Source organism: Bacillus sp. CBEL-1, assembly GCF_004348885.1.
Taxonomy (GTDB): domain Bacteria; phylum Bacillota; class Bacilli; order Bacillales; family Bacillaceae_H; genus Priestia; species Priestia aryabhattai_A.
On sequence record NZ_SBIM01000013.1, the window covers coordinates 1,345,537 to 1,371,117 of the forward strand.

Sequence of the window (25,581 nt, forward strand, 5' to 3'; positions counted from 1 at the left end):
TATTGTTCGTAAGGGGTTGCTACAACATGCATATTGTTTACGTAATTTTTAAGCTTTGTTTAATAATTAAATATTGCTCTATTTCCTTTACAAAATGTAACAGATCCGCTCGCGCTTCAAATTCTTCACGAGACTTAGGTAGATCCATGCTTTGAAAAGATTCTTTGAGTTGCTCTAGCTTTAATAAAAAAAGCTTGGCTGTATTACCAGGGTGAATAGAAAAACTTAATTCTTCAATAAAATCAGCAATCATATATCTTTGTTCAACCACAAGATCGATTGATGTGAGAAGAGGAAGAGTACGTTCTAGAATTTCTAATTGTTTTTCACGAATTTTAAAATATCGATAATAATAATTTTCTGAACGTACAAAATGGTTTTCAACATCTCGAAAGGCTAAACTTTTAGCTTTTTCTAAAAGCACTGCTGTATCAGCAATTTCTTTACCGGACCAAGTACTTTCGTTTGTTCTTAAATAAATCGCCATTTCTTTAAGCATAATATGAAAATTCTCTTCAATGTCCTGCTGATACTGACGAAGCTCTTTGTCTAAACTTGGCATGTATAAGTTAACAAGAAGCGCTACGCCAATCCCAACCACAATTAGCCCCAATTCGTTTAAAACAATTTGCCACGTCATATTTTCAAGAGAATAAATGTGCAATAAGATAACCGAACTTGTTACAATTCCTCCGTTCACCTTTAAAATAACGGTTAACGGAATGAAAAATAGCAGCATTAGCCCAATAACCGCTGGATGGTAAGCAATTCCTTCAAAGAAAATAAATGAAAATAAAATTGAAATCGAACAAGCTACAAAGCGATCAAACGCACTTTGCAACGATTTTTTCTGTGAATTTTGTATACATAAGATTGTAATAATCCCCGCTGATGGGAAAAACTCAAGGCCAATGAGCTGTGCAATGCTAATTGCTAGTGCAGTACCTACGGCTGTTTTAAAGGTTCGATAACCAATTTTATATTTCATGTCGTCAAAACTCCTAAGCAGTTCCTTTTTTATAAGTTATTCATAATACTATTATTTATTAACATGTTTCATTCAATTACGCAATGCTTGGAGCTTTTTATAAATTAAAAAAAGCGTAGAACAACTTTCGTTCTACGCTTTCTGATTATTATAAGATTTTTTCAAGAAAATCTTTCGCACGCTTACTTTTAGGTGCAGTAAAAAACTCAGTGGGAGGTGAGTCTTCCACTAGGCGACCACCATCTAAAAATAAAACACGATCTGCTACTTCGCGCGCAAATCCCATTTCGTGCGTAACAATAACCATTGTCATACCCGTTTCAGTTAATGATTTCATTACATCTAATACTTCCTTTACCATCTCTGGATCTAAAGCAGATGTTGGTTCATCAAAAAGCATTATTTCTGGCTCCATCGCAAGAGCACGAGCAATAGCAACACGCTGCTTTTGACCTCCTGAAAGTCGATTTGGATACTCGTTTGCTTTTTCAGCTAGTCCGACTTTGGTTAGCAGTTGCATTCCTTTATTTTTCGCTTCTTCTTTTGAAATGCCTTTAACTGTAATAGGCGCATACGTTAAGTTTTCAAGCACCGTCATATGAGGAAACAGATGAAAATGCTGAAACACCATTCCGACATTTTGTCGTACGTTCATAATGTTTGTTTTCGCATTGGTAATTTCTTGATCAGCTATTGTAATAGCTCCACTAGTTGGCTGCTCAAGTAAATTCATACAACGTAAAAACGTTGACTTCCCTGAACCTGATGGGCCAATGACAGCGACTACTTCTTTTTCTTTAATAATTGTAGAAATGCCTTTTAGAACTTCATTGTGGCCAAAGGACTTGTGTAAGTTTTCAATTTTAATCACCTTTTCTCATTCTCCTCTCGATCACTTTACCAAGGAGCGTTAAGCCCATTACCATGATGTAATAAATTAATCCTGCAAATAATAGAGGTTCAAAATATGCAAACTTTTCTCCTCCAACGATATATGCACGTCTCATAATATCAAGAGCACCGATAACCGTTACAAGTGCTGATTCTTTCGTGAGCGTAATAAACTCATTCATTAAAGCTGGTAAAATATTTTTTAAGGCTTGTGGCATAATAACCTGGCCCATCATTTTACGATATGGAATTCCTAGAGCAAGAGCAGCTTCACGTTGCCCTTTATCGACTGCTAAAATACCAGCACGAATAATTTCTGAAATATACGCAGCTGAGTTTAATCCAAATGCAGCAACTGCAGCAGGAAACGGCGCAATATCAAAACCTAAAATCTGTGGTAACCCAAAATAAATAAGCAATAACTGCAGTACGAGCGGCGTACCACGAAAGATTGATGTATAAAGGTCAGCTAACCAAATGAGCGGTTTTGAACGACTAATCTTAAATAGGGATAAGATTGTTCCTAGTACAAAACCCACAATGGCTGAAGCTAAAACTATTTGAATCGTCACTCCTATCCCTTTTAAAATATAAGGGATTGAAGGCACGATTTGTGAAAAGTCCAAATTCATGCCTGTTTTCCTTCCTCTCCGTTCATTGTCTCTTATTCTTTGCTATCAAACCATTTAACAATTAGCTCTTCTAGCTCTCCATTGTCTTTCATTTCTTTTAACTCTTTGTTAAATTCGTCTGTCAGTTTGCTATCTTTTGAAAACGCAATTGCAGATCCTTTATTAGAGTCTTCTCGGCCTGTTTCTACAAGTTGTAACGTATCATCTTTTGCAACATAGCCTTTTGCTACTGTATCCTCAATGATTGCTACATCAATACGATTTGACTTCATTTCTTGAATCAATTGTGGAATACGATCGCGACTTTCAATTTTAATGTCTACTTCTTCTGATAGTGTTTTTGCTTCATCTTCTTGAATAGATGCTGTTTGAACACCTACTTTTTTTCCGTTCAACTCTTCAATGCTATTAATTGGCTCGTCCTTTTTAGATACAAGTACATTTTTCGCCTCATAGTATACATCTGAAAAATCCACGTTCTTTTTACGCTCTTCCGTTGGCGTCATTCCTGCTAAAACAAAGTCCACTTTTTTAGACTGTAAAGATGGTATTAAGCTACCGAACTCCATGTCGACAACTTGCACTTCATAACCTAGTTCTTTACCAATTGCTTTTGCTAAGTCGATATCAAAACCAATCGGCTCATTGTCGCCTTTTGCTGTATCAATATACTCAAACGGTGGATAATCAGCTGAAGTTCCCATTTTTAATACTTTTGCATCATCACTGCCTCCGCTTCCATTTGAAGCACCTTCACCAGCACCACAAGCAGCTAATGCTCCGGCTGTTAACAACCCTATAACTGTTACTGATAGCCATTTCTTCATTTTCATATCACATACCCTCCAAATTCTAATATTTTTAAAATTAATAATATTATGAAATAAGTTTTTCCTTATTACAAGTCATTACAAAAAATAAATATATATTCATGTAACTGTATTTTAACACGTATTTATATTTATGCAATACTTTTTTTAAATATAGATTTAGCTATATGAAAATACTTATCCACCATTTTCCATAACTATGTGAATTATGTATAAAAAATTAATATTATAAACATTTTCACCAAACAAAAAAAGCCGCTTACGCGGCTTTTTCATTTATACTTCTTCACAATATTTTTCAAACGCTTCTTGAAGTTTTGTTACAACAGACATTGGCTCATGTCCTTCAATTTCATGACGCTCTACCATTGTCATAATTTTACCATCTTTTAATAACGCAAAAGATGGGGAAGATGGTGGATAACCTTCAAAATATTCTCTAGCGCGAGCCGTTGCTTCTTTATCTTGACCAGCGAATACAGTAACGAGATTCGTTGGGCGCTTATCGTAATGAACGGAATGAGCAGCTGCTGGTCTAGCAATTCCACCTGCACATCCACAAACTGAGTTCACCATTACTAATGTTGTACCTGACTTTTGAAGCGCATCCTCTACGTCTTCAGCTGTCGTTAATTGTGTATAGCCTGCAGCTTCAATCTCTTGACGCGCTTGGCGAACAACATCATTCATAAATAAATTAAAATCGATGTTCATCTTTTTACCTCCTTTAGTTAGCTACTTTTATCATAGCAAACCATGACTTAAAACGCGATTTCTTTCGCTTATGTTTGTAAAAAAATTATTGTTATTTTATCGGTTGATTCACTTGTTCATACTGGTGAATTATTTTCTCAAATGCTTCTTCCATCGTTAGGTGTCCTTTTTGCATATGTTGCTCAACGCTTTTTAAAGCCTGTCGCAGCTCTTGCTTACCATAAAAAGATTCGTACAGATAATCAGAAATTCTTGACTGCAACCATGCAGATAGCTGTAATCCCCGCTTTTTTTCAAACTGGCCATTTTGTATCATCCAACCCTTATAATCAGCAATGTGATTCCACAAGTTTATAAAGTCACCTGCTTCATAAATAGAGGTTGTTAACACTTTTGGTTGCCAATTAGGTGAATGAGCATATAGAAATGAAATAACGGATTCATACTCTTTTTTCGTAAGTACTGCTTTTTGTCGATTATCTCCATCCGCTTTATTGACACAAATTAAGTCAGCTAATTCTAGAATTCCTTTTTTAATTCCTTGAAGTTCGTCTCCTGCCCCTGTTAACACAAGAAGAATAAAAACATCAACCATTTGCTTAACGATTCCTTCACCTTGCCCCACGCCCATTGTTTCGACAAAAATAACGTCATAACCTGCTGCTTCACATAAAAGGATAGCTTCTCTTGTCTTACGATGAACTCCTCCTAATGTTCCTTGTGAAGGAGACGGTCGAACAAAAGCTCTTGGATGCTTAGCGAGCTGTTCCATGCGCGTTTTATCACCTAAGATACTTCCACCGGACACCGTACTGCTGGGATCAATCGCCAGTACTGCTACTCGGTACCCATGATCACATAGATACGTCCCAAATGCATTAATTAACGTACTTTTTCCGGCTCCTGGTACACCTGTAAATCCAATTCGAATTGATTTTCCTGTATGCGAATAAATTTCTTTCATTAACTGTTGAGCCAAGTGTTTATGCTTAGCAGCCTGGCTTTCAATTAAGGTAATGGCTTGTGCTAAAGCAGCTCGATTTTCTTTTAAAATTCCATCTTTATACTGAGACACCGTTTTTAATTTGGCCATATAATCACTCATCTACCGCTAGCTTTTCTTTAATCTTTTCTAACACATGGATAGCTGCTTTTGGAATGATCGTACCTGGACCAAAGATAGCTGCTGCTCCGCTTGCTTCTAAGAATGGATAATCTTGTTTAGGGATAACGCCTCCTACAATGACTAAAATATCTTCTCTACCATGTAAGTGCAGCTGTTCAACAAGCTGTGGAAGTAGCGTTTTATGTCCTGCAGCAAGCGAGCTAAACCCTACTACATGAACATCATTTTCAATTGCCTGCACTGCAGTTTCTTCAGGCGTTTGAAAAAGCGGACCAATATCAACATCAAAACCTAGATCGGCAAATGCTGTAGAAATGACTTTTGCTCCACGATCGTGACCGTCTTGACCCATTTTAGCAACTAGAATCCTTGGCCTTCTTCCTTCTTCTTCTAAGAAATCATCCGTTAACCGGCGAACTTTATCAATAAGCTCTGCTCCTTCAAATTCTGCTTGATAAACACCTTTTATTGAGCGTGTAACTGCTTGATGCCTACCAGATATTTTTTCAAGAGCAAATGATATTTCTCCTAGCGTTGCTCTTGTTCTCGCAGCTTCAACCGCTAGCTCTAGTAAATTTCCTTGGCCTGTTTCAGCAGCATGTGTTAAATCACGTAAGGTTTTTTCCACCTGCTTGTCATCGCGCTGATTCTTCAGCTCTTTTAACCTTTCTACCTGCGCTGTTAGCACCGCTTGATTATCAATATCTAAAATCTCTAGTTCCTCGTCTTCGTTCGCTTTGAATGCATTCACTCCAACAATAATTTCAGCTTTGGAATCGATTCTGGCTTGCCTTCTCGCAGCAGCTTCTTCAATTTTCATTTTTGGAATTCCAGTTTCAATTGCCTTAGCCATGCCACCAAGTGCTTCAATTTCTTCTAAATGAGCCCATGCTTTATGAACAAGCTCATTTGTTAGCGATTCAATATAATAAGCTCCTCCCAGTGGGTCGATAACAGAACAAATAGACGTTTCATCTTGCAAATATAGCTGTGTATTACGTGCTATTCTTGCAGAAAAATCTGTTGGTAACGCAATTGCCTCATCTAATGCATTCGTATGCAATGATTGTGTGTGTCCTGAAATAGCTGCAAGTGCTTCTACGCATGTACGTACTACGTTATTGAATGGGTCTTGCTCCGTTAAACTCCAACCAGACGTTTGTGAGTGGGTGCGCAAAGCTAGTGATTTGGGATTTTTGGGGTTAAACTGCTTCATTAACTTAGCCCATAGCAATCGACCAGCTCTCATTTTTGCTACTTCCATAAAGTAATTCATTCCAATCGCCCAAAAGAATGATAGCCGCGGGGCAAAAGCATCTACTGAAATACCAGATTTTATCCCCGTTCGGACATATTCTAATCCATCTGCTAGCGTGTAGGCTAGCTCCAGGTCAGCTGGTGCTCCTGCTTCTTGCATGTGATAACCCGAAATACTGATGCTATTAAATTTAGGCATATGTTCAGACGTATACTTGAAAATATCTGCAATAATTCTCATCGACATATCTGGAGGATAAATATACGTATTCCGCACCATGTATTCTTTTAAAATATCATTTTGAATGGTACCGGCTAGTTGTTCCCTTTGCACACCTTGTTCTTCAGCAGTTACGATATAAAAAGCCATGATTGGTAGTACAGCACCATTCATAGTCATTGAAACTGACATTTTATCCAGCGGAATACCGTCAAAAAGCTTTTTCATGTCTAAGATAGAATCGATTGCCACCCCTGCTTTGCCTACGTCGCCCACAACACGAGGATGATCAGAGTCGTACCCTCGGTGTGTTGCTAAATCAAAAGCAACAGACAGCCCTTTTTGTCCTGCAGCTAAATTTCTACGATAAAAAGCATTGCTTTCTTCTGCTGTTGAAAACCCTGCGTACTGACGAATCGTCCATGGTTTTTTCACATACATCGTCGCGTAAGGTCCTCTTAGGTAAGGCGGCTTTCCTGGTGTAAAGTCCAGAAATTCAATGCCTGTATAATCTTTTTCTGTATATAAAGATTTCACAGGAATTTGTTCATTTGTTTGAAAAGATGTTACAGTATGCTGCTTACTCTTTACTCCCTTTGTTTGTGTATCAGAGCCAAAATCAATGTTTTCAAATTGTGGTTTTTTATACATGTTGATTCACCTCAATCCAGCGTACTAATTGGGTAAAGCAGTTAATTGCACTTACATTTTCATTAATAACCTTTGTCGCTCCGGCTACCTCTGATTTCGCTACAACATATACATAAAGTTTTTCTTGCTTATACTTGTTAAGGAAAGCAAGCATATCTTTTACTTGTTCAGGTTCACCACATACTACGTATGCATGACAAGGATGTTTTTTCAACCATTCAATGGTATCCAAGTCATGATATAAAGGCGAAAAAATTTCACATTGAAATCCACCAGACTGGAAGAAACCATAAGCAAACTCTTTTTGTTGCTTGACCAATTTACTTTGTGATAGTTCAATGCAACCAATAGTCATTCCTTTGGTTTTTTTACGCACCTGCTCAAACGCTTCGCTTTTTCTCCACTGGTTTAAAGGAAGAATTGATTCAGGACAGGATTGTTGCTCATATGCATCCACTAACAGGAAGGGCTCTGCTAATTCGTTTCTTAACTGCAATTGATATTCATGGTAGTCTTTTTTTGCAGCGTTGTCTTCTTCATAAATACTTTCACTTGAAGATACATAATGCGTCACTCCTACCATTCTTTCATTTCTACTATGTAGCTGTTCTCTTTTCTTTTCACTTATATGTTGGAGCTCACATTGAATCCACCCTGACTTTAGACATGCTTCCATACCGCCTTTGGACTCAATTTTTTGAAATAGCTTCCAAGCTTTTTCTGCAAGTTCATGCGTGTAGGATTCAATGTACCATGAACCTCCTGCTGGATCTATGACTCTTCCTAATTGTGATTCTTCTTGAAGCATTAGCTGAGTATTTCGTGCGAGTCGATTGGATAACTCTGTTGATTGCTTTGTTATAGCATCATATGGATAAACATGTAGGCTATTTGCTCCTCCAATAATTCCAGCAAATGCTTGCAGGGTTCCTCGTAAAATATTCGTATGTAAATCTTGTGCTGAAAGCGTATGGATGGATGTGTTGACATGGATGAAAGGAAGCGGTACGTCTATAGTCTTGGAAAACGCTCGAACGGCCTGAAGCCATAGAAAGCGAAATGCACGCAGTTTTGAAACTTCCATAAAAAGCTGTGAGCTTGTTGAGAATGAAAATGCCAGATGAGGTAATACATGATGTAAGGGAATATTGCGCTTTAAACATTCATCCGTGTATTGTACGGCTGTTGAAAGTGCATATGCTAACTCTTGAACGGCTGTTGCTCCGCTCATATGATAAGGTTTTGTATCAATAAGTACTGTCTTTAGCAAGCTTTTCTTTTCTTGTACAAACGAAATCGCTTTTGCCATGTCATGATACAAATCAGTAATCGGAATTGGTGACTTAGCGTGTTCAGCTAACGAACCGAGCGGATCCATTCCAATCACTCCAACCATTTGAGATAACGTGATTCCTTCCTGTTGACAGTACGTATTGATAGATTCAATCAACGGTATTACTGTATATCCAGAAGGAATAAAAAGAGGTACTTCAGGCAACTGAATATCTTTAAAAAGCGCACATAGATCTGTATAGTTAGAGAGCAAAACGCCATTTTTCAATTCAGTAAAAGGAACTGTTAAAGGATTCTGTCCGTTAGTTGAGATAGGGTTTAACTCAATAGCCAATGACGTTTGTCCGTTATCTAACGCTTCCTTTATCATTTGATTTGCTTTCTTTGGAACGGCTACATTTATTCGCTGTGCAATATTCCATTTATTTGATGCGGAATGTGAGTCTATACCTCTGACAAATAAGTAAAGGTCTTCATCTTTTAAATGCAATAAATTCTGCACATCCTTTTTCCGATAAAGCGTTTTCAAAGATATGTTCTCAAATGTTCCTTTTTCATATAAATGAGGATCATCTTTTAGCGCTTTTTTTACTTCTTCTATCCATTCTTGTTGAGGAGTATAGGTAAATTCATGAAAAGATGGTTTATTCATCGTCATTTCCCCTTTGCACTTTGATACCAAAGCCTTTTGCTACTAACATACTTTCTTTTATTTTATTACATTCTATAAGCGAAATATATATACCTTCTCAAAATCCACTATGTCAAATCGTCATAACGAGCAGAACTTTTTCGAATTAAATATTAAACAAATAAAAGCACAATGAGCGAATCATTGTGCTTTTATTTTTAGTAAATCGATGTATGTTCCTTAGACATCGATTCTAAAATTTCCTTAATGCGTTTTAGGAATTGACCACAGACAAGTCCATCAAGTACACGATGGTCAAGAGATAAACATAGATTAACCATGTCTCGAATGGCAATCATATTATCGATAACAACTGGACGTTTCACAATGGATTCTACCTGTAGAATCGCTGCTTGTGGATAGTTAATGATTCCCATAGATTGAACGGAACCAAATGATCCTGTGTTATTTACGGTAAACGTTCCACCCTGCATGTCTGCTGCTTGTAATGAACCTGCTCGTACTTTTTGTGCCAATTCATTAATTTCACGTGCAATTCCTTTAATTGTTTTTTCATCCGCATTTTTTATGACAGGTACGAATAGCGCATCGTCTGTTGCAACAGCAATTGAAATATTAATATCTTTCTTTTGAATAATTTCATCCCCTGCCCACATCGAATTGATTTCTGGGAATTCCGTTAAAGCCTGTGCAATCGCTTTGACGAAGAAAGCAAAGTACGTTAAGTTAAATCCTTCTTTTTGTTTAAATTCTGTTTTGATAGAATCACGATATGATACGAGGCTTGTTACGTCCACCTCAACCATTGTCCAGGCATGAGGAATTTCGTGCTTGCTTCGTAACATGTTGCTAGCAATTGCTTTACGCACACCAGATACAGGAATTGCTTTATCCCCAGAAGCCGTTGGAACAGGCTCTGGCTTTTTGACCTCTGCTTTTGGTGAAGGCGTTGCTGATGGAACCGATACTGTTTTTGGCGTCTCTTGATGACCAGCTGAATCCATCTGTGGACCTTTTTCAATTGCAGCCAGTACGTCTTTCCTTGTAATTCGACCACCTGCACCTGACCCTATAAGTGTTTCAAGGTTAATTCCATGTTCTTGAGATAAACGAAGAACGGCTGGTGAGTAGCGCTTTTTATTGGAATGGTCAGCTGTATTTAATTGTGAAACTTGTTCGCTCGTTTCTTTTGAAGGGTTTTGAGCTGCCTCTGCTGAAGGTGCTCCTTCTACTTCAATCAAACACAGCGTTTCTCCAACTGGTAGCGTCTCATCTTCAGCTGCAATAATTTCTTTAATTACACCCGTAAATGAAGATGGAACTTCTGCATTCACTTTATCCGTCATCACTTCTGCTAATGGATCATATTTATTAACTTGATCTCCCACAGCTACTAGCCATTTGCTAATCGTGCCTTCGGTTACGCTTTCTCCAAGCTGAGGCATCTTGATTTTTTCAATTGCCATTGGAAACAACTCCTTTAAAATTCAGCTAATTCTCTCATTGCTTTTTCTACTTTATCTGGATTTACCATAAAATACTTCTCCATCGTTGGAGCATATGGCATAGCTGGAATATCTGGACCGGCCAAACGTTGAACGGGTGCATCCAAATCAAATAAACAATGTTCTGCAATAATAGCCGCTACTTCACTCATGATGCTTCCTTCTTTGTTATCTTCTGTTACAAGAAGCACCTTACCTGTTTTAGATGCAGCTTCAATAATTGCTTCTTTATCTAATGGATACACTGTACGTAAATCTAATACATGAGCTGAAATTCCATCAGCGGCAAGTTTTTCAGCTGCTTGAAGTGCAAAGTGGACACAAAGACCATATGTAATAACAGTAATATCATCGCCTTCGCGTTTCACATCTGCTTTTCCGATTGGGAGTACATAATCGTCTTCTGGCACTTCACCTTTAATTAAGCGATATGCACGCTTATGTTCAAAGAATAACACCGGATCATCATCACGGATTGCTGCTTTTAATAATCCCTTTACATCATAAGGCGTAGATGGCATCACAATTTTTAACCCTGGCTGATTGGCAAACAACGCTTCAACTGATTGTGAATGATAAAGAGCACCGTGCACGCCTCCACCATAAGGTGCACGAATTGTAATTGGACAGTTCCAATCATTGTTCGAGCGATAGCGAATTTTTGCAGCCTCTGAAACGATTTGGTTCACAGCAGGCATGATAAAATCAGCAAACTGCATTTCAGCAATTGGACGCATTCCGTACATTGCTGCTCCAATTCCAACTCCAGCAATCGCTGATTCTGCCAGCGGCGTATCAATTACTCGTTCTTCTCCAAACTGCTCATATAAGCCGTTAGTTGCCTTGAATACGCCGCCTTTTCTTCCCACATCTTCTCCTAATACAAATACACGTGAATCTCTTTCCATCTCTTCACGCATAGCCATTGTTACGGCATCGATATATGACATTACTGGCATTTTTGTTTCCTCCTCACTCACCGTATACGTATTTTAAAGCTGATTCTGGATCTGCATATGCAGCATGTTCTGCGTAGTCTGTTGCTTCATTCACAATTTTCATGATTTCTTCAAGCATTTCAGTTTCTTTCGCATCTGTTAGAGTCCCAGTTTCTTTTAAATACGCACCAAAGCGAATAATTGGATCATTTTTCTTCGCTTCTGAAATTTCGTCTGCTTCACGATACGCACGATCATCATCATCACTTGAGTGAGCAGTTAAACGGCTAGAAACCGTTTCAATAAGTGTTGGTCCTTCACCTTTTACTGCTCTTTCTCTTGCTTCTTTTACAACTTTATATACTTCTAAAGGATCGTTTCCATCCACTGTGTATCCAGGCATTCCATAGCCTATTGCACGGTCTGATACCTTTTCACACCCAAGCTGCTTTTCTACTGGCACTGAAATGGCATATTTGTTATTTTCACACATGAAAATAACAGGTAATTTATGAACCCCTGCAAAATTAGCACCTTCGTGAAAATCACCTTGGTTTGATGAGCCTTCACCGAATGTTACAAATGTCACCAACTCTTTTTTCTCCATTTTACCTGCCAAAGCAATGCCAACAGCATGAGGAACCTGCGTTGTCACCGGAGAAGACCCCGTTACAATGCGCTTCTCTTTATACCCGAAGTGACCTGGCATTTGACGACCGCCTGAGTTTGGATCTTCTGCTTTTGCAAATCCTGATAGCATTAAATCACGTGCTGTCATTCCGAACGCAAGAACTACTCCCATATCTCGGTAATAAGGTAATGCGTAGTCTTTCTCACGATCTAACGCAAACGCTGCACCGACCTGCGCTGCCTCTTGTCCTTGACACGAAATAACAAAGGGTACCTTCCCAGCACGATTTAGTAACCACATACGCTCATCAATTTTACGAGCAAGAAGCATTGTACGATACATTTCAACTACTTGTTCATTTGTTAAACCTAGCGCTTCATGACGATTTTCAGTCATCAGTTAAAACCTCCTTAATAATTAAAAATGAATGGCCTTTCCATCAACAGCTAGTGCTGCTTCACCGATTGCTTCAGATAAGCTTGGGTGTGGATGAATAGTATGAGCAACTTCCCATGGCGTTGCATCTAACACTTTTGCAAGACCCGCTTCTGAAATCATGTCTGTTACGTGTGGACCAATCATGTGCACTCCAAGCAAGTCATTTGTTTCTTCGTCTTTAATGATTTTTACAAATCCTTCTGCTTCACCATATACAAGTGCTTTACCAATTGCTTTAAACGGCATTTTACCAACTTTCACGGCATGACCTTTTTCTTTTGCTTCTTGCTCTGTTAAACCCACGCTTGCCACTTCTGGGCTACTATATACGCACTTTGAAATAGTTTCATATTGAATTGGCAGCGGCTTTTTGTCTCCTATATGTTCGATGGCTACAATTCCCTCATGAGAAGCAACGTGTGCAAGTTGAAGACCACCAATGACATCACCAATTGCATAGATATGTGACTCTTTTGTTTGATAAAATTCATTTGTCTTAATAAAACCATTTTCAACAACAATATCTGTGTTTTCTAATCCAATACCTTCAACGTTGGCTTGTCGCCCAACAGATACAAGCATCTTTTCAGCTTCGTATGTACTTGTTTCACCATTCACTTCAGCTTTCACTTTTACACTGCTAGCTACTTCAACAGTATCCGCTAATACTTTAGCAGAAGTAACTACCTCAATTCCTTTTCGCTGTAGCTGCTTTTTCATTTCAGTTGATACATCGTAATCTTCGGTCGGCAGAATCCGATCACTGTATTCAATAATTGTTACCTTAACTCCAAAGCCAGCAAGCATTGAAGCCCATTCAACACCAATCACACCGCCACCAACAATCATAATAGATTGAGGAAGATTTTTCATTTGTAAAGCTTCATCCGATGTAATGATAAACTCTCCATCAATCGTTAGTCCTGGTAACGTTCTTGGGCGCGAGCCCGTTGAAATGATTACGTTATTTGGTATAAGCATTTCATTTTCTTCACCGCTCTTTAGTTCAACTGAAATGGTTCCTGGCATCGGTGAAAAGATGGATGGTCCTAATATGCGACCAAAGCCTTCATACACATCGATTTTGCCTTTTTTCATCAATCCTTTGACACCATTATACAGCTGTGTGACAATCGAATCTTTTCGCTCTTGTACACGCTCATAATCAAGTTTTACATCAGATGCTAAAACGCCAAAAGAGGCTGCTTTTTTTGTTGTTTGAAATACTTCTGCACTTCGTAACAAAGCTTTGCTTGGAATACACCCTGCATGAAGGCATGTACCACCCAGCTTTTCTTTTTCTACAATTGCAACGCTTAAGCCGAGCTGAGAAGCACGAATTGCCGCTACGTATCCGCCCGTGCCTCCTCCTAGAACTACTACATCATATTCTCTTGCCATATATTGTCACGCCTTTCCTTTTAAAGTGTAGAAGAGTGAATGTGCTCACCAGGATATTGCTTTGCTTTTTCTTCCTGTTTTAAGACGCGCAGTGCACCCTCAGCCAGTGCTTGAAGCTCATTTTCCCCAGGAAACACCGTAACATCTGCAATCCACTTTACGCGTTCAATAATTAAACTCACGAACATTTTTGAATAAGCAATTCCACCTGTTAAAATAATCGCATCGACCTTACCTGCTAACACAGCACTTGCTGCACCAATTTCTTTTGCAATTTGGTAAGCCATTGCTTCATACACCAATTTTGCTTTTTCATTTCCATGTTCAATAAGTTTTTCAACTTTTTGAACATCAGACGTCCCTAAATATCCAACTAATCCACCTTTACCAACAAGCATCTTCATAATATCTTCGCGATAATACTCACCGGAAAAACATAAGCGGACAAGTTCTCCCACTGGAACACTTCCCGCTCTCTCTGGACTAAAAGGACCGTCACCATGTAAACCGTTATTCACATCAACGACTCTTCCATAATTATGAACACCTACAGTGATACCTCCACCCATATGTGTCACAATTAAATTTAATTCTTCGTATTTTTTATCAAGTTTGGCAGCAACTTTACGGGCTACTGCTTTTTGATTTAATGCATGAAAAATGCTTTTACGCGCCATATATGGGCTACCTGATATCCTAGCCACGTCCAATAATTCATCAACAACCACAGGGTCTACAATGAATGCTGGAATATTCAAACCAGAACCGATTTCATATGCCAAGATTCCACCAAGGTTTGATGCATGGTGACCTGCATATCCTTCTTTTAAGTCTGTAAGCATTAGCTTATTTACTTCATACGTACCGCCTTCAATTGGACGTAACAACCCACCACGTCCGCAGACTGCATTAAGTTTTGATAAATTAATTCCCTCTTCATCAAGCGCTTCTAGAATAGATTTTTTCCGAAACTCATATTGATCATAAATGGTTTCAAATACACTCAGTTCTTTTGCTTCATAGCGAATCGTGCGATCAAAAATCATTTGATCATTGTGGAATACACCGATTTTCGTTGATGTCGATCCTGGATTAATGGTGAGTATTCGATAATCTTGCATAATTAACATAGAGCCTCCTAGCTGTATCAAGTTTAACTTCCATCAGCGGAAACGTTCTTTATCTCCATTGACGTTTAGTTCAACTTACCGAACCTTTACAGACAGCTGATTTCCCACTTCTTTTCTTTGTAACCTCATCATCTTAAAAGAAGGATTTACTATCCGTTAAGAGTGGGGTAAAATGCTGTTTGCCTAAATGAAGCTAGGGAACGTATCTCTACAGGTCCCTAGCTGTTAATTATTAGCGAGAACGTCTACTTAAAAGGTGATGTTCATTTTGCAAAAACTGACTGCGAGAGCGTCTTAGTTTCTCAATTCGCTCTTCTGCTAGGCGATCTGCCGCTACATATGTCGGAATTCCATCTCGCTTTGAAATTTCAATTACTTTTTCAATATTATCATAAATCGTTTCAACCTTTTTCAATGCGCGTTCACGATTATAACCAATCAATTCGTCCGCTACGTTAATTACTCCTCCAGCGTTGATTACATAGTCCGGTGCATAAATGATTCCCATTTCATGAATCATATCACCATGACGGGCTTCTTTTAACTGATTGTTTGCTGCTCCTGCAATTACCTTTGCCTTTAATTGTGGAATTGTTTCATCATTGATTGTTGCACCTAGTGCACAAGGTGCATAGATATCACATTCTACTCCATAAATATCCTGCGGGTCTACTGCTTTTGCACCGAATTCTTCAACTGCACGCTGCACAGACTCCTTGTTGATGTCTGTCACAATGAGCTTTGCTCCTTCTTCATGAAGATGACGACACAGGTTATATGCAACGTTTCCGATTCCTTGAACTGCTATTACTTTTCCTTCTAAAATATCCGTACCGAATGCTTCTTTTGCAGCTGCTTTAATCCCGCGATAAACTCCATAAGCCGTAACTGGCGAAGGATTTCCTGATGAACCAAACGCAGGTGAAACTCCTGTCACGTAGTCTGTTTCTTGATATACAAGGTCCATATCTTCAACAGTTGTTCCCACATCTTCAGCTGTAATATAGCGTCCGTTTAGCCCTTGAATATAACGTCCAAACGCGCGGAACATTTCTTCGTTTTTATCTCTTTTAGGATCACCGATAATAACTGTTTTACCGCCTCCCAGGTTAAGCCCTGCTGCTGCGTTTTTATATGTCATCCCTTTTGCAAGGCGCAGCGCGTCTTCAATTGCCGCTTCCTCAGACTCATACGTCCACATTCTCGTTCCACCTAAAGCAGGCCCAATTGTTGTATCATGAATGGCAATAATTGCTTTTAACCCCGATTGCTCATCTTGGCAAAAAACTAATTGTTCATAATCGTATTGTTCCATATAGCTAAAAATTTTCATTGTTGTTTCCTCCTATTAATTATGTGTCGCTACGTTGATTGCTAACGCTAACGAGTAAAGTTTACTTTCAGCAGAGTCTGCTCGTGACGTAAGTACGATTGGCGCTTTTGCTCCAGCAATAACAGCTCCAACCTTTGCTCTCGCAAAATAAATAAGTGATTTATATAAAATGTTTCCCGATTCAATTGTAGGTACCATTAAAATATCAGCTGCTCCAGCAACTTCGCTTTGAATTCCTTTTTGCTCAGCAGCTACGTGACTGATGGCATTATCCAAAGCAAGAGGTCCATCGACAACACAACCTTTTATTTGACCACGCTTGTTCATCTGTGTTAATAATGCAGCATCAGTAGTCGCTTCCATTGCTGGATTGACTACTTCAACAGCCGCAATTGGCGCTATTTTCGGTTTGGTTATCCCCATTGCTTGTGCAACACCCACGGCATTTTCAATAATTTGTACTTTCTCTTGAATATTTGGTGCAATATTCATTGCTGCATCTGTGACAATAATAGGTCTGTCATACCCTGGAATTTCAAAGGCAGCTACGTGTGACAAGACGTTTCCAGTTCGCAAACCGTTCTCTTTATGTAAAACAGCTTTAAGAATGGTTGAAGTTGAGAGGTGACCTTTCATAACGATATGCGCTTCATTCATTGCTACAGCACGCACTGCTTCTTGGGCAGATTGTTGAGGTGAATTTGTATGCACAATCGTAACTTCGCCTGCTTCCAAGCGTCTTTTGATTTTTTGCTCTAAATTTGATTTAATTTTAGCTTCGTTTCCATATAAAATAAAACGAGCTAATTGGTGCTCACAGGCCTGATTAACCGCTTCAAGGGTTTCTGCGTCCTCAGCAGCAGCAACGGCGATTGTAACCTGTTTATTCGTTATACTTTTACGCATTAACTGTTTAAGTATCATGAAGTGCTCGACCTTTCATGTTAGAGTTTGGTAAAAACGAAGCGAATAGCTTCACCACTTTTTATATTTGCAAGAACCATGCCAAATACTGATAACACCGAAAAATCCCTCGTTTTCTAACGAATTGCCTTGATTAATGCTAAAAACAGTAGACTTTATTATTTTTCAGGGATACAAAATCAGTTAATAAGTTTATAAGTCCATGCGCAATAATTTGCATACTATGCATATTATTGCATGCCTATATTTGCAATTCCATATTTTTCAAGTTTGTAGTAAAGAGCACGGATGGATATATTTAGACGTTTTGCAGTTTTTGTTTTATTATAATCATGTTCTTTTAAAACGTGCAGTATAACATCTCTTTCATATTGTTCCACTAACGTTGAAAGAGTTTCACCATTTTGTATAGTAAAATCAACAGGTATTGATTCAGACTGCTCACTTACATTATTTAAGGTTGGAAGATGCTTTGCAGTAATGAGCACTTCACTATACTGCATATAAATAACAGCTCTTCCCAAAATATTCTCAAGCTCTCTGACGTTCCCAGGCCAATCATAGTGTAGAAGTAGTTTCAACGCATCTTCTGATAGACCTTCTACGCTTCTACCATAGTCTTGATTAATTTTTGTAATCAAGTGTAGCGCCAAGGCCTCGATATCTTCTTTTCGCAGACGAAGAGGCGGAATTTGGATTGGAATTTTATTTAATCGATAGTAAAGATCTTGTCTAATTGTTCCTTCTGCAATCCCTTGTTCCAAATTCACATTCGTTGCTGCAATTACTCGTACGTTTACAGGAATTGAGCTAGTTCCTCCTACTCGTACTAATTCCTTTTCTTGCAGTACTCGTAATAGTTTTGCTTGCATATGTGCTGATAATTCACCGATTTCATCTAAGAAAATACTTCCGTTATTTGCTTCTTCAAACAACCCGCGCTTGCCTCCACGCTTAGCACCTGAAAATGCTCCTTCTTCATATCCAAAGAGTTCGCTTTCTAAAAGAGATTCTGATAGCGCAGCGCAGTTTACGCGCACAAATTTGTTATACTTTCGTTCACTTGCATTATGAATAGCGTGGGCAAACAGCTCTTTTCCAGTTCCGGACTCTCCGCGTAATAATACTGTTGCAGGAGTTTTAGCTGCTAGTTTTGCTTGTTCGATAGCTAACAAAAACTCTTCAGATTCACCAATAATGTCTGCAAACGAATACTTCGCTTCTAGCGTACGAATAATTTGGCGCGCTCTGTTTAATTCCGTAGTAAGCTGCTGTATCTCTGAGATATCGTGGATAACACCTACGCTCCCTTTTAACTTACCATCAACAATAACTGGAGCAACGTTTACAACAACATCTTTTTTGTTCGGCCCTACCTTCATGCTAACACCACGCACAGCTCTTCTTGTTTTTAACACTTGCATGTGCATGCTTTCTCCTTCAGAGATATCTGTGGTCGCCGGCTTTCCAATAATATCTGAGCGCTGAAGCCCCGTAATCTTTGTATAAGCAGGGTTTATTAATAACCCAACACCTTCTTCATCCACAACTGAAATGGCTTCTTCTGATGACTGAATAATTGCTTCAAGCATAGTTTGAATATCCTTTAAATTCGTCACTTCTTCAGCTAAATTTACCACTTCTGTAATATCTTTAAAAACAGAAAAGGCTCCAAATAATTCTCCTTTTTCATTAACCATAGGAATACGTGACGTAATTACTTTATGACTATTGGTAATAGTAAACTCTCGATTATAATCCGTTCGTTTTGTCAGTAAAGTTGTTGGTAACTCGCTTGCTGGAATGGATTCATGGATATGCTTTCCAATGACATTTTCACTTTTTAAGCCCGTGATTCTTTCAGCACTTTTATTAAAGAGGGTTACTTTCGCCTCTTTATCTACAACAATCATTGCATCATGTGTAGAGTTAAAGATTAGATTATACTTATCTGATTCATGCGTTAAGCGTTCAATTAACTCTTCTTTTTGGTCCATTAAGCTAGCCATCATTTTAGCAACTGAACCTGGTATCAGTAACGTATTACTTTGTTTTTGCTTATGTAGTTCCTGAAACACATATTCATTCCCAGTCGCATCTACAATGACGTCTACACCTTTATGGAGAAAAGACCTCCAGGTTGTGGAAACTTTTATTCCTAATTGCTCTGCATACTTCATCGCTGGGGCTTTAGAATTAACGTCTACTACTCCAACTACCTTTATTCCCTCGGCTTCTTCAATCATTTTTAGTACGGCTAATCCACCCGTGTTAGCACCAATAATCAACACAGTTTGCATATTTTTTCACCTTTTTCATTTAAAATGGAAAAATACTCTGCAACTTCTTGCACTACTTTATCATATAAAACTTTAAACAGTATTGACAATTTTTTTTGCTGTTTTATCATTTAAGTAAGACAGATCAGGAAAGGATTTCCTAACTATGATGAGGATTATTGCGTTGCTCATTTTATTAATTCCCGGAGTTTTAGCAGGGTATGGCATTAAATTAATGAGAGATATGGTGTTTGGAATTTTACAGCCTCCTTTTTCATCCTTAATGCTTCAATTTACCATAGGGTTACTATTGTTTGTAATTGGTTTAGGATTTGTAGCAGGTTTTATTCTTCATCGAGATCGAAAGCGTCAAAAGGTTCAACCTCGCTTTCAGCAAAAAGAGAAAGCATCTCTATCAAAAAAATAGAGATGCTTTTTTATTACATACGATTAGCAGCAAATTCTTTAATCATTTTCTCAGGATAATCAGTGATGATGGATTCACAACCATATCCGTATAGCTGTTTCGCTAGCTTTACATCATTCACTGTATATGGCCGCACAGGGATACGATAGTCTTTGGAAGCGGCTACGTTTACTTGATTAACTGTGCGATAATTTGGATGAAGTGCTCTAGCACCAAGGTGTTGAGCATAAATCCAGGGTTCAAACATTGGATATGAATATAAAATAGCTGTTTCAATTGTTGAATCAAAAGATGTGACTCTTGCTAAGCTATTATGATTAAATGAAGATATAATGATACGATCTTTCATTTTATAATAGTAGATGAGATCAAGTACCTTCATTTCTAAATAAGCATACTCAAACAGGTTATTTTTCAATTCAATATTAACAGAAAACTGCTGATTAGAAGCCCAAGCTAGTACTTCATTTAACGTAGGTATTTGACAAGCTCCGTATTTCTTTTTAAATTTATAACTCGCATCAAGACTTCTTAATTCTTTATAGTTAAAGTCTCTTATATACCCTTTACCATTTGTTGTTCGATCAACTTTTTCATCATGAATAACCATGAGCTCACCGTCTTTGGACATATGAACATCAAGTTCAATTCCATCTGCTCCTACTCTGATTGCTTCTTCAAACGAAATCATTGTATTTTCAGGAAACGTCCCTGCTGCTCCTCTGTGACCCATAATACGCATACTTGCTCAATCCCTTCATTATGACTTATGATTAACAAGGTAGTTGCAATTTATCATAATGCTTACACATATATTTTACAAGAGAATAGGAGTTGATATGTATGAGACCACTACAAATCTCACCTGATACGGCTGTTAAACTGGCTGAAAAACTGAACGTCCCTTTAGAACAACTGATGCACATGCCACAGCATATCCTATTGCAAAAGCTTGCTCAGCTGGATAAAGAAGACGAAAATAACTAATATCAGAAATAGCACTAGCTATTATGAAACTACAGAAGATAAAAAGGCCTTTTTTAAGGCCTTTTTTATTTAATTAACATTTAATAAAAAATGATATTTTGTTGTTGCCAAATGAAAAAGCAAGTGTTATTATCTATTTGTGAAACATTTCACAATATCTTTTTTTGTTGAAATGAGCCTAAAAAATAAAGTTGATTTGTTTTTTATTTATCCGAACATGTGAAATATTTCACATACTATTCTCTTGAGGAGGCACTCTTATGGAAATGACGTTAGGAAATAAAGTTGTGTTAGTAGGTACAGGTGCAGTTGGAGCAAGCTATGCGTATTCATTAATGAATCAAGGTATTTGCGATGAGTTAGTATTAGTTGATTTAAACGCAGAAAAAGCACGCGGTGATGTAATGGATTTAGCTCACGGTATCGTATATGCTCCAAGCTCTATGCACATTTCTTTTGGAACGTATGATGATTGTAAAGACGCTGCTATTGTCGTAATTTGTGCAGGAGCTGCTCAAAAGCCAGGAGAAACGAGACTTGACCTTGTTCATAAAAATGTCCAAATCTTCGAACATATCGTAAATGGAGTTATGGAATCTGGATTTAATGGCATTTTTTTAGTAGCGACAAACCCAGTTGATATTCTTACCTATGCCACATGGAAATTTTCAGGTCTTCCAAAGGAACGCGTAATTGGTTCAGGCACCATCCTTGATTCAGCTCGTTTCCGCCACCTCCTCAGTGAAGAGCTTGGTGCAGCTCCAACAAGCGTTCATGGTTATATCATTGGAGAACATGGTGATTCTCAGCTTGCCGTTTGGAGCGGAGCAAATATTTGTGGAACACCAATTGCAAATCAGCTATCACCACAACGAAAAGAAGAAATTGCTGTTCAAGTACGAAATGCAGCTTATGACATTATCAAATCAAAAGGCGCTACTTATTACGGTATTGCAATGGGGCTAGCCAGGATTACGAGAGCTATCTTAAAAAATGAGCAAGTTGTTCTTCCAGTAGGAGCCTATTTAGATGGTGAATACGATCAGCACGATATTTATGTGGGTGTTCCAAGTATCATTCATCGCGGAGGTGTCAAAAAAGTCTTAGAACTTCCGTTAGATGAGATGGAACAGAAAAAGTTCTCAGAATCTATTCAAACGTTAAAAGAAATTCAGAAATCACTTTTCACTTTAACAAACTAAGCAGAAAGCGAGTAAGTTCGCTTTCTCGCTTCCTAAAGGAGCCGTTTAAATGCTTGTTGATACGTATAATCCATTTGAGAATCTTACACTTTCAGCACTTATTGCAGCTATTCCTATTATCTCATTTTTAATATGCTTAACTCTTTTTAAAATGAAAGGGATTTATGCAGCACTATTAAACCTAGCTATTACACTGTTTCTTGTTGTTTACTTTTTTGACCTTTCACCTACCAATGCAGTTGGGAGCGTTATTCAAGGTTTCATTCAAGGTATTTGGCCTATCGGCTATATTATTATTATGGCGGTTTGGCTTTACAAAATTGCCGTCGAAACCGGGAAATTTGATGTTCTAAGAGGTAGTATTATCAACATCTCCAGTGATCAGCGACTTCAACTGTTGCTCATCGGCTTTTGCTTTAATGCCTTTTTAGAAGGAGCTGCGGGCTTTGGTGTACCAATTGCAATTTGCGCCGTGCTGCTCGTTTCACTCGGCTTTAAGCCACTTCAAGCAGCTATGCTTTGCCTAATAGCAAACGGAGCATCTGGTGCGTTTGGTGCCATTGGTATTCCAATAGCAATCGTTGATACTTTTCAGTTAGAGAATGTAAGTGCTATGGATGTATCTGTTCAAACAGCTTTAACGCTCCCTTTGGTTAACTTTACGATTCCTTTCTTGCTCATCTTATTACTTGATGGATGGCGAGGAGTTAAAGAAACACTCCCTGCTATTTTGGTCACGTCTTTTGTTTATACTAGTGCACAAGCCGCTATGACTATCTGGATTGGGCCAGAGCTTGCTGATATTATTCCTGCCCTTCTAGCAATGGGAGCCCTTGCTCTTTTCTTACGTAAATGGCAGCCAAAGCGTATTTTCTTACTAAATGGACAAGTATCTACTGTAAACAAGTACGCATTAAAAGAAATCATTCTGTCATGGTCACCTTTTTATTTGTTAACAGGATTTGTACTGCTTTGGAGTCTTCCAGTTTTCAAATCTCTTTTCCAACCAGGAAACCCGTTATCATCTTTTGTTTTCACGTTTAATGCTCCTGGAACACCAATTGCACTTTCAATTGACTTTATTGGAGCAACTGGAACGGCCATCCTTTTGGCTGCTGTAACCACTGTTTTAACAACGAAAAAAATTAGTCCATCTCGGAGCCTAGCACTTCTAGGAAAGACAATAAAAGAATTTATCATTCCCATTGGGATGATCTGTGCTGTTATTAGCATCGCCAAACTAATGACATACGGTGGATTAACGATGGCACTTGGGAATGCGGTAGCTGAAGCAGGTCAAATTTTTCCTTTCTTCTCCCCTGTTCTTGGCTGGATTGGTGTGTTTATGACAGGTTCTGTTGTGAATAACAATACGCTTTTTGCTCCAATCCAAACAACGGCCGCGTCTTTAATTGGAACAAATCCTTCTATGCTAGTTGCTAGCAACACAGCTGGAGGAGTCATGGCGAAGCTCGTATCTCCACAGTCAATTGCTATTGCAACAGCAGCAGTTGGCCAAACAGGAAAAGAAGCTGAGTTAACCAAAATGACGCTGCGCTACAGCCTCACTTTACTTTTATTTGTTTGTATTTGGACTTTTATCTTATCTCTTTTTCAATAAAAAAACTCGGCTTAAAAAGCCGAGTTTTTTTATATTTCTTTACCACTACCATTTAGAGACTTTTCTACAAACTGAATTTTACTCATTAGTTTATTAATGCCGATTGGAAAGAAATAAGAGCCAAAAAAAGCACATACAAAAGCTTCAGACCAGATTTTTAACCACGTTTGCATAAATGTATCATTGTAACCAAAGTTAATGGATACCAACATAAATGAAACAAAACAAGAAATACTTAAAGCCATGCAGAAGGCAAAAATAATACGCTTATATCTCATATGAATCCTCAATTTTGAATGTCACCTTCTTTTTTAATAGATAAATTAAAAGTGGGAGTGAATGTTATATTACGTATTCAATATGTGAAAAAAATAACAAGTATGTGTAACAGCTCGTTCCACTTCTCTACAATTCAACACTTTTACAAGTATATATGGTATCACCTATATTTATTTTAGTAAATTAACTATTGTTAAATCTAATTATACAGACACGCATTAACGTTATTAGACTTAATGCGTAAACATCATCACTAGGTTTTGAAAAACTAGTACAATAAAAAACATCATTCTTTATCGGATTAGCGTCCTCGTAAAGAATGATGTTTTTTATTGTACTATCTCGTTCATATTTAACAGTTAGTAAGCCTTCGTTTACTTCTTACCCTCTCAAGAAGCTTTGTGTTCAAGACGTAATTTATCCGCAACCATGGCGATAAACTCTGAATTTGTAGGCTTTGCTTTTGTCATGCTAACCGTATAGCCGAATAAAGAGGAAATTGAATCGATATTACCTCTGCTCCATGCTACTTCAATTGCATGACGAATCGCACGTTCCACACGACTTGCTGTAGTATTATATTTTTTAGCAATATCCGGATAAAGGACTTTTGTAATTGAACCCAGTAATTCAATATCTTTATAAACCATGGAAATCGCTTCACGTAAATATAAATAGCCTTTAATGTGAGCAGGCACGCCAATTTCATGAATAATGCTTGTGATGCTTGCATCTAAGTTCGCAGGCTTATTATCACGCTGTAAGCGCATTGCTGATGAGGATGAACGGTTTGTGAAAGATGAAGCTTGACCGCTTACCTGGCGAATATGGTTTACTAAGTTTTCCATATCAAATGGCTTTAAAATAAAATAAGCAGCGCCTAAATCGACTGCCTTTTTCGTCACGTCTTCTTGACCAAAAGCGGTTAGCATAATTACGTTAGGATAGTTTTCTTTTTTCATTTCCTTTAATTGACTCAATACTGCAAGCCCATCTAAATGAGGCATGATGATATCTAGTACAAGCACGTCTGGATCTTTATCTTTTAAAATAGACAAACATTCCTGCCCGTTATACGCAACCCCGATTACTTCCATATCATCTTGTTCAGAAATGTAATCCTCAAGCAGTCCAATTAATTCTCTATTATCATCGACTAAACATACTTTAATTTTTTTCAAAGTATCTTCCTCCTCATTCCCTTAACTTATACGCCAGTCCCGCATGTCTCT

Annotated in this window: 23 protein-coding genes; 4 read left to right on the forward strand and 19 right to left on the reverse strand. The window is 38.1% G+C overall.

What is annotated here, in order from left to right; all coding sequences use genetic code 11:
- Positions 1-37: 37 nt before the first annotated feature.
- From EPL02_RS16810 to EPL02_RS16885, 16 genes are all read right to left on the reverse strand, one after another.
- Positions 38-988, reverse strand: coding sequence for an aromatic acid exporter family protein (locus tag EPL02_RS16810; protein WP_094910735.1), 951 nt, complete (start codon positions 986-988; stop codon positions 38-40).
- A 148-nt stretch (positions 989-1,136) separates the two neighbouring features.
- Positions 1,137-1,859 carry an amino acid ABC transporter ATP-binding protein gene (locus EPL02_RS16815; protein WP_094910736.1) on the reverse strand — a complete coding sequence of 241 codons (723 nt, stop codon included), beginning with the start codon at positions 1,857-1,859 and terminating at the stop codon, positions 1,137-1,139.
- Entirely contained in the window at positions 1,852-2,511 is a 660-nt protein-coding gene (locus EPL02_RS16820) for an amino acid ABC transporter permease (RefSeq protein WP_025909773.1), read from the reverse strand. The genes EPL02_RS16815 and EPL02_RS16820 overlap by 8 nt, the downstream gene beginning before the upstream one ends.
- Positions 2,512-2,543: 32 nt before the next feature.
- Positions 2,544-3,338, reverse strand: coding sequence for a transporter substrate-binding domain-containing protein (locus EPL02_RS16825; protein WP_165932601.1), 795 nt, complete (start codon positions 3,336-3,338; stop codon positions 2,544-2,546).
- Between the two features lie 279 nt (positions 3,339-3,617).
- Positions 3,618-4,055, reverse strand: a complete 438-nt coding sequence (locus EPL02_RS16830) for a BrxA/BrxB family bacilliredoxin (protein ID WP_094910738.1) — start codon at positions 4,053-4,055, stop codon at positions 3,618-3,620.
- Positions 4,056-4,146: 91 nt separating this feature from the next.
- The gene (gene meaB, locus EPL02_RS16835; RefSeq protein WP_131888273.1) at positions 4,147-5,148 is read right to left on the reverse strand and encodes a methylmalonyl Co-A mutase-associated GTPase MeaB; all 1,002 of its coding nucleotides are present in this window, start codon (positions 5,146-5,148) and stop codon (positions 4,147-4,149) included.
- Between the two features lie 4 nt (positions 5,149-5,152).
- On the reverse strand, positions 5,153-7,309 hold the full coding sequence (gene scpA, locus EPL02_RS16840) for a methylmalonyl-CoA mutase (protein ID WP_094910740.1): 2,157 nt from the start codon (positions 7,307-7,309) through the stop codon (positions 5,153-5,155).
- A complete protein-coding gene (locus EPL02_RS16845; RefSeq protein ID WP_165932593.1) occupies positions 7,302-9,254 on the reverse strand; it encodes a methylmalonyl-CoA mutase family protein in 1,953 nt (650 codons plus the stop codon). The genes scpA and EPL02_RS16845 overlap by 8 nt, the downstream gene beginning before the upstream one ends.
- Positions 9,255-9,451: 197 nt before the next feature.
- Positions 9,452-10,720, reverse strand: coding sequence for a dihydrolipoamide acetyltransferase family protein (locus tag EPL02_RS16850; protein ID WP_094910742.1), 1,269 nt, complete (start codon positions 10,718-10,720; stop codon positions 9,452-9,454).
- Positions 10,721-10,734: 14 nt separating this feature from the next.
- On the reverse strand, positions 10,735-11,718 hold the full coding sequence (locus EPL02_RS16855; protein ID WP_094910743.1) for an alpha-ketoacid dehydrogenase subunit beta: 984 nt from the start codon (positions 11,716-11,718) through the stop codon (positions 10,735-10,737).
- Positions 11,719-11,731: 13 nt separating this feature from the next.
- The gene (locus tag EPL02_RS16860; protein ID WP_094910744.1) at positions 11,732-12,724 is read right to left on the reverse strand and encodes a thiamine pyrophosphate-dependent dehydrogenase E1 component subunit alpha; all 993 of its coding nucleotides are present in this window, start codon (positions 12,722-12,724) and stop codon (positions 11,732-11,734) included.
- 21 nt (positions 12,725-12,745) lie between these two features.
- Positions 12,746-14,167, reverse strand: a complete 1,422-nt coding sequence (gene lpdA / locus EPL02_RS16865) for a dihydrolipoyl dehydrogenase (RefSeq protein ID WP_131888275.1) — start codon at positions 14,165-14,167, stop codon at positions 12,746-12,748.
- Between the two features lie 20 nt (positions 14,168-14,187).
- Complete coding sequence (gene buk / locus EPL02_RS16870; RefSeq protein ID WP_094910912.1) at positions 14,188-15,288, reverse strand: butyrate kinase; 1,101 nt, start codon at positions 15,286-15,288, stop codon at positions 14,188-14,190.
- Positions 15,289-15,529: 241 nt separating this feature from the next.
- Positions 15,530-16,630: a branched-chain amino acid dehydrogenase gene (gene bcd, locus EPL02_RS16875; RefSeq protein ID WP_094910746.1), complete on the reverse strand. Its 1,101-nt coding sequence runs from the start codon at positions 16,628-16,630 to the stop codon at positions 15,530-15,532.
- 15 nt (positions 16,631-16,645) lie between these two features.
- A complete protein-coding gene (yqiS, locus tag EPL02_RS16880) occupies positions 16,646-17,554 on the reverse strand; it encodes a phosphate butyryltransferase (protein WP_131888276.1) in 909 nt (302 codons plus the stop codon).
- Between the two features lie 230 nt (positions 17,555-17,784).
- Positions 17,785-19,854: a sigma 54-interacting transcriptional regulator gene (locus EPL02_RS16885; RefSeq protein ID WP_131888277.1), complete on the reverse strand. Its 2,070-nt coding sequence runs from the start codon at positions 19,852-19,854 to the stop codon at positions 17,785-17,787.
- Positions 19,855-19,999: 145 nt separating this feature from the next.
- Between EPL02_RS16885 and EPL02_RS16890 the strand changes: the two genes are divergently transcribed.
- Complete coding sequence (locus EPL02_RS16890) at positions 20,000-20,260, forward strand: DUF2627 domain-containing protein (protein ID WP_131888278.1); 261 nt, start codon at positions 20,000-20,002, stop codon at positions 20,258-20,260.
- Positions 20,261-20,273: 13 nt separating this feature from the next.
- Here the strand turns inward: EPL02_RS16890 and EPL02_RS16895 are convergent, their stop codons facing one another.
- Positions 20,274-21,002, reverse strand: coding sequence for a glycerophosphodiester phosphodiesterase (locus EPL02_RS16895; RefSeq protein WP_131888279.1), 729 nt, complete (start codon positions 21,000-21,002; stop codon positions 20,274-20,276).
- Between the two features lie 101 nt (positions 21,003-21,103).
- On the opposite strand from EPL02_RS16895, the gene EPL02_RS16900 reads away from it, so the two are divergent.
- The 3 genes from EPL02_RS16900 (at position 21,104) to EPL02_RS16910 (ending at position 24,070) form a co-directional block, all read left to right on the forward strand.
- The gene (locus EPL02_RS16900; RefSeq protein WP_094910751.1) at positions 21,104-21,247 is read left to right on the forward strand and encodes a YycC family protein; all 144 of its coding nucleotides are present in this window, start codon (positions 21,104-21,106) and stop codon (positions 21,245-21,247) included.
- A gap of 260 nt (positions 21,248-21,507) precedes the next feature.
- A complete protein-coding gene (locus EPL02_RS16905; RefSeq protein ID WP_094910752.1) occupies positions 21,508-22,449 on the forward strand; it encodes an L-lactate dehydrogenase in 942 nt (313 codons plus the stop codon).
- Between the two features lie 49 nt (positions 22,450-22,498).
- Positions 22,499-24,070 carry an L-lactate permease gene (locus tag EPL02_RS16910; RefSeq protein WP_131888280.1) on the forward strand — a complete coding sequence of 524 codons (1,572 nt, stop codon included), beginning with the start codon at positions 22,499-22,501 and terminating at the stop codon, positions 24,068-24,070.
- Between the two features lie 29 nt (positions 24,071-24,099).
- Here the strand turns inward: EPL02_RS16910 and EPL02_RS16915 are convergent, their stop codons facing one another.
- Both EPL02_RS16915 and spo0A read right to left on the reverse strand, forming a co-directional pair.
- Entirely contained in the window at positions 24,100-24,348 is a 249-nt protein-coding gene (locus EPL02_RS16915; protein WP_286175478.1) for a DUF2798 domain-containing protein, read from the reverse strand.
- A 390-nt stretch (positions 24,349-24,738) separates the two neighbouring features.
- Positions 24,739-25,530 (reverse strand): sporulation transcription factor Spo0A, encoded by a 792-nt coding sequence (spo0A, locus tag EPL02_RS16920; RefSeq protein ID WP_094910755.1) that lies wholly within the window; start codon positions 25,528-25,530, stop codon positions 24,739-24,741.
- Positions 25,531-25,581: the final 51 nt, after the last annotated feature.